The organism is Vibrio penaeicida (assembly GCF_002933855.1).
Lineage (GTDB): Bacteria > Pseudomonadota > Gammaproteobacteria > Enterobacterales > Vibrionaceae > Vibrio > Vibrio penaeicida_A.
The window spans coordinates 16804-26963 of the sequence record NZ_BFAQ01000026.1 but is presented as its reverse complement, the minus strand read 5'-3'; the positions used below and the strand labels follow the sequence as shown (position 1 = coordinate 26963).

General features: G+C 45.5%; 8 protein-coding genes. 5 read left to right on the top strand and 3 right to left on the bottom strand.

The genetic code is table 11. The annotated features are described in order from the left end of the window. The 3 genes from hemG to VPNCDNU1_RS15315 all read right to left on the bottom strand — a co-directional run. On the bottom strand, positions 1–493 hold a 493-nt coding region (gene hemG / locus VPNCDNU1_RS15325), incomplete at its 3' end, for a menaquinone-dependent protoporphyrinogen IX dehydrogenase (protein WP_104401127.1). Between the two features lie 22 nt (positions 494–515). Beyond that, positions 516–1973 carry a TrkH family potassium uptake protein gene (locus tag VPNCDNU1_RS15320; protein WP_104401126.1) on the bottom strand — a complete coding sequence of 486 codons (1458 nt, stop codon included), beginning with the start codon at positions 1971–1973 and terminating at the stop codon, positions 516–518. Between the two features lie 39 nt (positions 1974–2012). Next, the gene (locus VPNCDNU1_RS15315; protein ID WP_104401125.1) at positions 2013–2630 is read right to left on the bottom strand and encodes a YigZ family protein; all 618 of its coding nucleotides are present in this window, start codon (positions 2628–2630) and stop codon (positions 2013–2015) included. Positions 2631–2848: 218 nt separating this feature from the next. On the opposite strand from VPNCDNU1_RS15315, the gene fadB reads away from it, so the two are divergent. The 5 genes from fadB to VPNCDNU1_RS29110 form a co-directional block, all read left to right on the top strand. Then, a complete protein-coding gene (gene fadB / locus VPNCDNU1_RS15310; RefSeq protein WP_104401124.1) occupies positions 2849–5020 on the top strand; it encodes a fatty acid oxidation complex subunit alpha FadB in 2172 nt (723 codons plus the stop codon). Between the two features lie 25 nt (positions 5021–5045). Then, positions 5046–6215, top strand: coding sequence for an acetyl-CoA C-acyltransferase FadA (fadA, locus tag VPNCDNU1_RS15305; RefSeq protein WP_104401123.1), 1170 nt, complete (start codon positions 5046–5048; stop codon positions 6213–6215). A 381-nt stretch (positions 6216–6596) separates the two neighbouring features. Continuing rightward, the gene (locus VPNCDNU1_RS15300) at positions 6597–8696 is read left to right on the top strand and encodes a leucine-rich repeat domain-containing protein (protein ID WP_104401122.1); all 2100 of its coding nucleotides are present in this window, start codon (positions 6597–6599) and stop codon (positions 8694–8696) included. 263 nt (positions 8697–8959) lie between these two features. Further along, a complete protein-coding gene (gene phnC, locus VPNCDNU1_RS15295; RefSeq protein WP_104401121.1) occupies positions 8960–9832 on the top strand; it encodes a phosphonate ABC transporter ATP-binding protein in 873 nt (290 codons plus the stop codon). 3 nt (positions 9833–9835) lie between these two features. Next, positions 9836–10160 (top strand): PhnD/SsuA/transferrin family substrate-binding protein (locus tag VPNCDNU1_RS29110; protein WP_237324146.1); only part of this gene is annotated, 325 nt, incomplete at its 3' end.

Sequence of the window (10160 nt, the reverse complement as noted above, 5' to 3'; positions counted from 1 at the left end):
CCTTTTCCCAGTTGGTGTATTCCACTTCTTTCGTCGTATCCGTTTCCCCGCCTGTCATCGACATAATAAAACGAATCATCACTCTGTCGAACCAACGATATCGTGGGTAATACAGCGCGCCAGCAAAAACACCTATTAATTTCGGCTGCCAAGGCGATTTTATAAGAAACTTCCTTATATAAGCGCTACCTTCAGGTGTATCTTTACCTTCCGCCTCTTTTCTTGCTGTTAAGTTCACACAGAAGAACGCTGCATTGGCTTTGTTCAGCTGATCTAGGTGCGCTTCGATAAACCGATACAATTTCTTATTAAGGTGACCGTAACGAATTGACGCACCAATGATAACTTTATCGTAACCAGACAAATCCAGCGCATCGATTAAGTGTAGGTCTTTTGTTTCACACTCAACGTTTCCAAGCTTCTCTTCTATATAGTGGAGAATTCTAACGGTTTGCCCTTCTCGGCTGGAGTGAAGTAGAAGTACTTTTTCCATCGAGCTTCCTTAATTAGTGAATTTAGCTGCGCCAGAATGTTGGGGTCAGCAGAATAAGTAGTGTGAATATTTCTAAACGACCAAATAGCATCGATACAACCAACACCCACTTGGCGGTATCGTTAATATCACCAAAATGCAATGCGACATCGCCCAGACCTGGACCTAAATTATTGAGCGTAGCTGCTACAGCAGAAAATGCGCTCAATTCATCCATACCTGTCGCAATCAATGCCAACATGCAAACCACAAAAACCAGAGCGTACGCAGAGAAGAACCCCCAAACCGCATCCACTACTCGTTGGGACAGCGCTGTGCCGCCGACTTTGATGGTGTATACAGCTCTTGGGTGAACCAAGCGTTTTAATTCACGTGCCCCTTGCAAGGTCAGCAACAAAATACGGATGACTTTCATACCACCACCCGTTGATCCTGCACATCCCCCTATAAAGGAGGAGAAAAGTAACAGCACTGGTAAGAACAGAGGCCACTCCGAAAAGCCTGTTGTTGTAAAACCAGCCGTCGTCGAAATGGAAACGGTTTGAAAGAGAGCTTGATCAAAAGCATCAAACACTGAGGTATAGGAGTGATGCTTAAGTAATAGCAAGAAGCAGATCAAGAATAAGATACCCTGAATAAAGAAGAAGGCTCGAAATTCAGGATCTTTCCAATAATATTTAGGATGAACACCGCCAGAAGCAAAAGCGGCAAAGTGCAATGAGTAATTGCATGCAGAAATAAGAAGGAACACCACCGTAATCATATTAATGGCAGAACTGTCGAAGTACCCCATACTGGCATCGTGCGTTGAAAACCCACCAATGGCGATTGTCGAGAAACTGTGGCTGATGGCATCAAACAAACTCATTCCTGCTAACCAAAATGCACTCGCACATGCAATGGTTAGGCTGAGGTAGATGTACCAGAGCGCTTTAGCAGTTTCGGCAATGCGTGGTGTCATCTTGCTGTCTTTTACAGGCCCCGGAATTTCAGCTCGGTATAACTGCATTCCCCCGATACCTAAAACCGGAAGAATGGCAACCGCCAATACAATGATCCCCATGCCACCAAACCATTGCAGAAGCTGTCGATAGAAGAGTATCGCTTTGGGCAAGTCATCAAGCCCGACGATGACGGTTGCACCTGTGGTGGTCAACGCTGAGAAAGATTCAAAAAACGCGTCCGTTACAGATATGTCTGGGGTATCAGAAATTAAGAAGGGGAGGGCCCCCGCACTGCCGATTACGGTCCAAAATAGAACCACAATCAAAAATCCATCACGAGCTTTTAATTCATGTCGATGATGGCGATTAGGGAACCAGAAAAAACCACCAGCGATAAGCAGTACGAAAAATGTGGTGACAAATGGCACACCAGCACCATCTCGGTAGATCAGCGCGACAAAAGCGGGCGCCAGCATAGACACGCTAAACAGAGCGAGTAACAAACCGACGATGCGGATAATTGAACGAAATTGCATGCTTGCTTCAGAAGCGTCGCTTCTTAATATTCCTAAATTCTATTTTAATGGCGTGACCGTTGCTTTAGCGCCACTCTTATTTATGATTGCCTGAGTAAACCCTTCCACTTGGCTTACTTCTATTTCTAAAATCACTTCAACGAATTCGCCATAATCAGCCTCAAGCTGATGAGCTTGGTATGTTTCCATTAAAGATTGAGCAATAGGCATGAACGAATAGTCTAACCTTAGCTTAAGGTTTGTGGTTATTTTTTTCTCTATTGTTTGAAGCAGCTTAAGTGCTTGCTGTACACCACCGCCATATGCTTTTACTAAACCTCCGGTTCCCAGTTTAATTCCACCTGAGTATCGAGTAACCACGGCGCTAATTTCCCCTACGCCTGAACCCGATAGTTGAGCCAGTATTGGTTTACCTGCCGTTCCTGATGGTTCACCGTCATCGCTGAACCCATACAAAAGAGAATCTTCTGGTCTCCCAGCGGCAAACCCCCAGCAATTATGCCTTGCAGACGCGTGCTCAACTTTTACCGAGTCTATAAATGCCTTGGCTGACTCTATCGACGGAGTATGCGCCAACTGAGTAATGAAAAGACTCTTTTTGATCTCTTCTTCGAAGATTGCTGGCTCTGCAGGAATTAAAAATGGGAGTAAATTCATAGCACATAGGTCAGTTTGACAAGAGAGAGAAGTGTATCACGTCCTTCTGCCTGTCGTGTACTGAACAAGATCAACCTAATAAAAATCAAACACGCGTTTGAAAATGTATTGAAATTAACCACAACTCAGCGCACACTTACAAAGTCGAACAATATGACAACATAACTATAACATTCACTCTCTCAAGCAATCTCGGATTGCATATCGCGGAGTTAGACATGATTTACCAATCAAATACTCTACAAGTAAAGGAAATAAAAAACGGCATTGCCGAGCTTAGCTTTTGCTCTCCAGGCTCAGTTAATAAGCTTGACCTTGCTACGTTAGAATCGCTCGATCAGGCGCTGGATGCACTTATAGATCATTCAGGCTTGAGAGGGCTTATTCTCACCTCGGATAAAGATGCCTTTATCGTAGGTGCCGATATCACCGAATTCCTCGGTTTGTTTGCAAAACCTGAAGATGAACTGGATCAATGGGTTCAGTTTGCCAATAGTATTTTCTGCAAACTAGAAGATTTACCCGTTCCAACACTCTCTGCCATGACAGGGCATGCCTTAGGTGGCGGTTGTGAGTGCGTACTCGCGACTGACTTTCGCATTGGTGATGCAACCACCAGCATCGGGCTACCTGAAACCAAGTTGGGTATCATGCCCGGGTTTGGCGGATGTGTTCGCCTGCCACGCGTGATAGGTGCAGACAGTGCCATGGAAATCATTACGCAAGGTAAAGCTTGCAGAGCAGATGAAGCATTAAAGGTTGGGCTACTGGATGCAGTCGTTGATACCGCAAGCCTTCGCCAATCGGCGATCCAGACTGTTGAGCAAGCCGCTGATGATGTGATCGAATGGAAAGCGCGTCGAGAGCAGAAAATCTCCGCCCTTACATTAAGTAAAACAGAAGCCATGATGAGTTTTACCATGGCAAAAGGTTTGGTATTCCAAAAAGCGGGTCCACATTATCCTGCTCCAATGGCTGCTGTGACCGCCATTGAAGAAGCGGCTCGCAGTGCTCGAAATGATGCATTGGACGTTGAGCGCAAGTATTTTGTTAAATTGGCAAAATCGGAAGAAGCCAAGTCCTTGGTAGGACTGTTCTTAAACGATCAATACATCAAAGGGCTAGCGAAGAAATCTGCGAAATCCGCATCGAAAGACACCGCACGTGCAGCTGTACTTGGTGCGGGCATCATGGGTGGAGGCATTGCTTACCAATCCGCGCTTAAGGGCGTTCCAGTAATGATGAAAGACATCGCTCAGCCGTCATTAGATTTGGGTATGACCGAAGCATCCAAACTGTTGAACAAGCGCTTGTCTCGTGGTCGCATTGATGGCTTCAAAATGGCAGGAATTCTAGCTTCAATCACCCCAAGTTTGCATTACGCAGGTATTGAAAACTCAGATGTGATTGTCGAAGCGGTTGTCGAAAATCCAAAAATAAAAGCCGCCGTACTTGGTGAGGTTGAAGAGCAGGTTGGAGAAGATACGGTTATCACATCTAACACGTCTACCATTCCAATCAATTTGTTAGCGAAATCTCTTAAACGCCCAGAAAACTTCTGTGGCATGCATTTTTTCAACCCAGTTCATCGCATGCCGTTGGTCGAAATCATCCGAGGCGAACACACATCGGAAGAAACCATTAACCGAGTGGTCGCTTACGCGGCAAAAATGGGCAAGTCCCCTATCGTTGTGAACGACTGCCCTGGGTTCTTTGTGAATCGTGTTTTATTCCCGTATTTCGGCGGTTTCAGCATGTTGCTGCGTGACGGGGCAGACTTCACCAAAGTCGATAAAATAATGGAACGTAAGTTTGGATGGCCAATGGGTCCGGCTTACCTTCTAGACGTTGTCGGTGTCGATACCGCCCATCACGCACAAGCCGTTATGGCGCAAGGCTTCCCTGAGCGTATGGGTAAAGATGGCAAAGATGTGATTGATGCGCTGTTTGAATCTGATCGCTATGGCCAGAAAAACGGCAGCGGGTTCTATCAATACAGCGTAGACAAGAAGGGTCGACCGAAGAAAGCCTTCAGTGATGACATTCTTTCTGTGATTGCACCCGTCTGCGCTGAACAGCAAGATTTTGACGAACAAACCATTATTCAACGCATGATGATTCCGATGATCAACGAAGTTGTCTTGTGCTTGGAAGAAGGCATTATCGCCTCTCCTCAAGAAGCAGATATGGCTCTGGTTTACGGCTTAGGTTTCCCTCCTTTCCGTGGTGGGGTATTCCGCTACCTAGACAGCGTGGGCATTGCCGAGTTTGTCGCGATGGCGCAGCAATATGCTGAACTTGGTGCCATGTATCTACCACCAAAAATGTTGGTTGATATGGCAGAAAAAGGCGACTCTTTTTACGACGCTCAACAAGCAAGCACGTTATAACCCTCTTTGGAAAAGGAATCTTAAAATGAACAATGTAGTGATCGTTGATTGCCTTAGAACCCCGATGGGGCGCTCCAAAGGCGGAGCATTTCGCAATGTAAGAGCAGAAGATCTATCCGCACATTTGATGAAAGGTATCTTGGAGCGTAACCCACAGGTTAACCCTTCCGAAATCGAAGACGTATACTGGGGCTGTGTACAGCAAACTCTAGAACAAGGCTTCAATGTCGCAAGAAATGCGGCTTTGCTGGCAGGGTTACCGATTGAAGTCGGTGCCGTTACCGTCAACCGTTTGTGTGGTTCTTCAATGCAAGCGCTTCATGACGCCTCTCGTGCCATCATGGTTGGCGATGCCGAAATCTGCCTCATCGGTGGTGTTGAGCATATGGGGCACGTACCCATGACGCATGGCGTAGATTTTCACCCTGGCTTGTCAAAGAACGTGGCGAAGGCAGCGGGTATGATGGGTTTGACCGCGGAGATGCTAGGCAAAATCCATGGTATCAGCCGTGAACAACAAGATGAATTTGCAGCACGCTCTCACGCTCGCGCTTACGCCGCCTCTCAAGAAGGCAGGTTCAAAAATGAAATTCTTCCCACCGAAGGGCACGCTCCTGACGGTTCGCTGATCACCTTAGATTATGACGAAGTGATTCGCCCTGAAACCACAGTGGAAGGGTTATCTCAGCTTCGACCTGTTTTCGACCCTGCCAACGGAACGGTGACAGCAGGGACATCGTCAGCTTTATCAGATGGTGCATCCGCCATGCTGGTGATGAGTGAAAATAAAGCCAAAGAGCTTGGGCTGAAAATTCGTGCTCGTGTGCGTTCAATGGCGGTGGCTGGCTGTGATCCTTCCATCATGGGATACGGACCTGTTCCTGCCACCAAAAAAGCACTTAAGCGTGCTGGTCTTTCTATCGAAGACATGGATGTAGTAGAGCTAAACGAAGCCTTTGCGGCGCAATCGTTGCCATGTGCAAAAGACTTAGGGTTACTGGATGTGGTTGACGAAAAAGTGAACCTTAACGGTGGCGCTATCGCACTTGGTCACCCTCTCGGCTGTTCAGGATCGCGAATTTCCACCACTCTTATCAATTTAATGGAAGCTAACAATGCCAAGTACGGTTTAGCGACCATGTGTATTGGTTTAGGACAGGGAATTGCAACCGTGTTCGAACGGGTAGACGTTTAAACCACTTCCCCTAAAATACCAAAGGCCAGATATCTGGCCTTTTTTCTTACTTTACAAACAATTAACCTGCCAAAAATAAATTAGACACACTTCACGTATTCATTACCCTTTCAGTTATGCACCTAGTCTCAAAGCTACCTAAACATTAGTATGGCTAAAAACGAGAATAGCTTTATAAATTCAAACTATTACGCAAAGCAATTTCGTTACCCCAAAAGATACCTCTGTCTGGTTGGCTTTATCAGACACTCATAAACAAAAAATTTTCGGTATCTCTTCTGTTGGCATGGCATGGAACGCATCTCTCGCCCACACATTCACAACATGGGCACGTCATCGTTCCGTATTTAAGAAAATACGAAAAGTATTCAAAGGCTTTAAATGACGACTCTAAAAAATGTAACGCTACTCTTAGCCCCACTTTTGTTAGCAGCATGTGGTGGCGGTGGAGACAAAGAAACAACCGAACCAACTCCGACAACACCAGATACGCCCAATATAGCACCGCAAATTGACGCCATTACGGACCAAACCGTTAGACCAAGCACCGTGGCAAGCATCATTGCCAATGCAACCGATCCAGATGGGCAAATAGCCGAGTACACTTGGCAGCAAAAATCGGGGACAAGCGTCACGTTGAACAATCCAAGTTCTCAGCAAGTGACCTTCAACGTACCCGCTATAACCGAAGAAGAGCTGCTGACTTTTGAAGTAACAGTGAAAGACAACCAAGGAGCAACCGCCAACCAGCAAGCTTTCGTGCACGTAAAACCAAATCGAGCACCTGCATTTAACTTTATTCGTGATGAGACCACGGATATTAACCAACCCGTGACTATTGCGGCTTCTGCTTATGATCGCGATGGAACAATAGCCTCATACAAATGGGAGCAAACAGCCGGTACTCATGTCACGATTGCCGATCCAGATTCGCAGGCGTTGAGCTTTACTTCTCCAACCCTAAATAGAGAGGAAACCCTGACATTCAAAGTTACAGCGACAGATAATGAAGGGGCAACGGGATCAAGAACCGTCGATGTAACGGTTCAGAATGCTGGTAATTTGATAGAAAACCTGACGTTTGAAAACAACTCGATAAAACTCTGTGTAGATGCATTAAAAGAAGGGAACAATTGGAAGTTTGTCGATGAAGTGACTCATTTCACCTGTCGGTACGGTTATCACAAAGATATTGAACAATTTACCTCTTTGACAAAATTGGATATTCAAAATACAACCTCTTCTTCCCCTGTAAGTATAAATTTCGAGGCTTTCCCTAATTTAACTGAATTGAAGCTTATTCAATCCAGCGGTATTAGTGATATCGATGTATCTCAAAACACATTACTAGAGAAGCTGACGGTATCAGAAGCAAAGTTTGCATCCGTTAACTTGGCTAACAACGCTAACATAAAGGAAGTTTTTCTACATAGAGTGCCTGACTTAACGAATCTTGATTTGGTCCACAACACCAAGCTAACGTCACTGACCGTATTTGGCTCTCAAGTTCAAGATCTAAACCTTAGCCATAACGTTATGCTTGAAACTGTTCGTGTATTTGGCGTGAATGGGCATCCAGAGCTAGATGGGAAATTACAGTCCATTTCACTTCCCTCAACGGATAAGCTTACTCAATTAAAGCTCTCAGCAAACCAGCTTCAGAGTATCGATACGGCGAACTTATCTTCTCTAACCGATCTGGATTTATCTCAAAATCAACTCAATTTGGTTTCTTTAACAAAAAACGTAAAGCTCACCCATTTGCGTCTTAAGGAAAATGCTTTAGCGTCTCTCGATTTGATGAACAATGCCGCACTGACAGTAGTAAACATCAGTGATACTGGTGCTTCTGAAATAGATACAAGTCATTTGACTGAATTGAGCGAATTGTATACCGCCAATAAAAGCCTGAGTACATTCTCCTCAAACCACTATTCCAAACTCACAAAACTGGATCTTTCCGAGAACCCTATTAGCACCATTGAATTAACCGATATGCCTTTACTGAGAGCAGTAAAATTGAGTAGAACCTTGATACATTCTCTTGATGCATCAAACGCGTCTAATTTGGTAGAACTCGAGATAAAGGCAAGTCCACTCAACTCAATAACCTTGCCAAATGAAAGCAGCAAGTTAGCTTGGTTAGAAGTCAGCTTTAGCTCACTAAGCCACCTACCAGTCCAGCAATATACTAACCTTCTGAAGCTAGAAGCTGCTGGCAATCAACTCATCGATATCGACATAAGGGCACTTACAAAACTTCGTACACTTCACCTTGGTTCGAACAGCATAACTAACTTAGATATCAGCCAAAACACTCTGTTGAGGTGTGTTTCCGTTTACGACACTACGCTGACAGATAATGCTAAAGAAACACTCGATAACTACGCATCTGAATTTCCGTTGCTAGACGAAATCACCTACACCAAAGCCACCGCCATTGGGCAATGCGGCTACGACCCTTACACGCCTACCCCATAAAGTAACTGCCACCTCCTATGCTGGAGGTGGCATTTTCAAAACCCACTTCATCCCAAGCTTTTCACGCTACTTCATGAACTTTTGATGAAACACCTATCTAGACAACTGCCCACACTTGTCTAGACATCTCTTATCAAGCCTTTTAACAACAGACTTTTAAGCGAATTACCAATATTTCGCTGCATTTTTCTGACATTTCGCTGCAATAAAACCGTCATTTCACCCTAGCAGGATAGAGCTGAACAAAACAGAAGGTTCACTCTATGGACAGCATCGTTAACGTCGCGGATTTAAACAAAACCTTTGGCGAAAACCGCGCCTTAAACAACATTAATTTGGATCTCACGCACCGTGGTATGACGGCGCTACTGGGACCATCTGGCTCAGGGAAATCCACCTTACTACGCCACTTAAATGGCTTAATGGCCGGCGACAAAAGCAGCAGCAAATCTGGCGAGATCCACATTATGGGGCAGCCTGTGCAGCTTGGTGGCAAGGTGCACCCAAAAATTCGGTCAACACGCTCTCAAGCTGGCTTCATCTTCCAGCAATTTAACTTAGTAAACCGCCTATCGGTTCTCACCAACGTTTTGATTGGTGCGCTGAGTGAAACGCCATGGTGGCGATCCCTTAGCGGGCAATTTACTCAAATGCAGCAAAAGAAAGCGTTAGAAGCATTGGATAGGGTAGGAATGGCAGCCTTTGCCCACCAGCGTGTTTCAACACTGTCTGGGGGGCAACAACAACGGGTTGCGATTGCGAGAGCCTTAATGCAAGACGCCAAAATCATCTTTGCTGATGAGCCCATAGCGTCGCTTGATCCCGAGTCATCACGCATCGTTATGGAGCTGCTGCAACAAATCAACCAACAAGAAGACATCCCCGTCATTGTGACGCTTCACCAAGTCGAGCATGCCTTAAATTACTGTGAGCATGTCATCGCACTTCGTGATGGACACATATTTTATCAGGGCAGCAGCAATGGGCTAACGACAGCTCAACTTGAAGCTCTGTATCGCGGAAAAACGGAAGAAGCTGGCGTTATTGTGGAAGGACACTTTCCTAACACTCCTATCCCAGAAACTTCGATAGAGACCAATCCAACTACAGTCAACATTCAGTCAAAAGGAATCTGAACAATGTTACGTGCAATCCGTAAGATCTCAGTTGCCATTGCGATGGCAGCAGCAACGCTCGCTCCAGCATGGGCAAAAGAAGCACCACTAAAAACGCTGAACTTCGGCATTATTTCAACCGAATCGCAACAGAACCTAAAAGCTTCATGGACTCCTTTTTTAGATGACATGAGCGAAAAGCTAGGCGTGAAAGTGAAAGCGTACTTTGCACCCGACTACGCAGGTATCATCCAAGGCATGCGCTTTGATAAAGTAGATATTGCTTGGTATGGCAATAAATCAGCGATGGAAGCAGTTGACCGTGCAGGCGGTGAAATTTTCGCTCAAA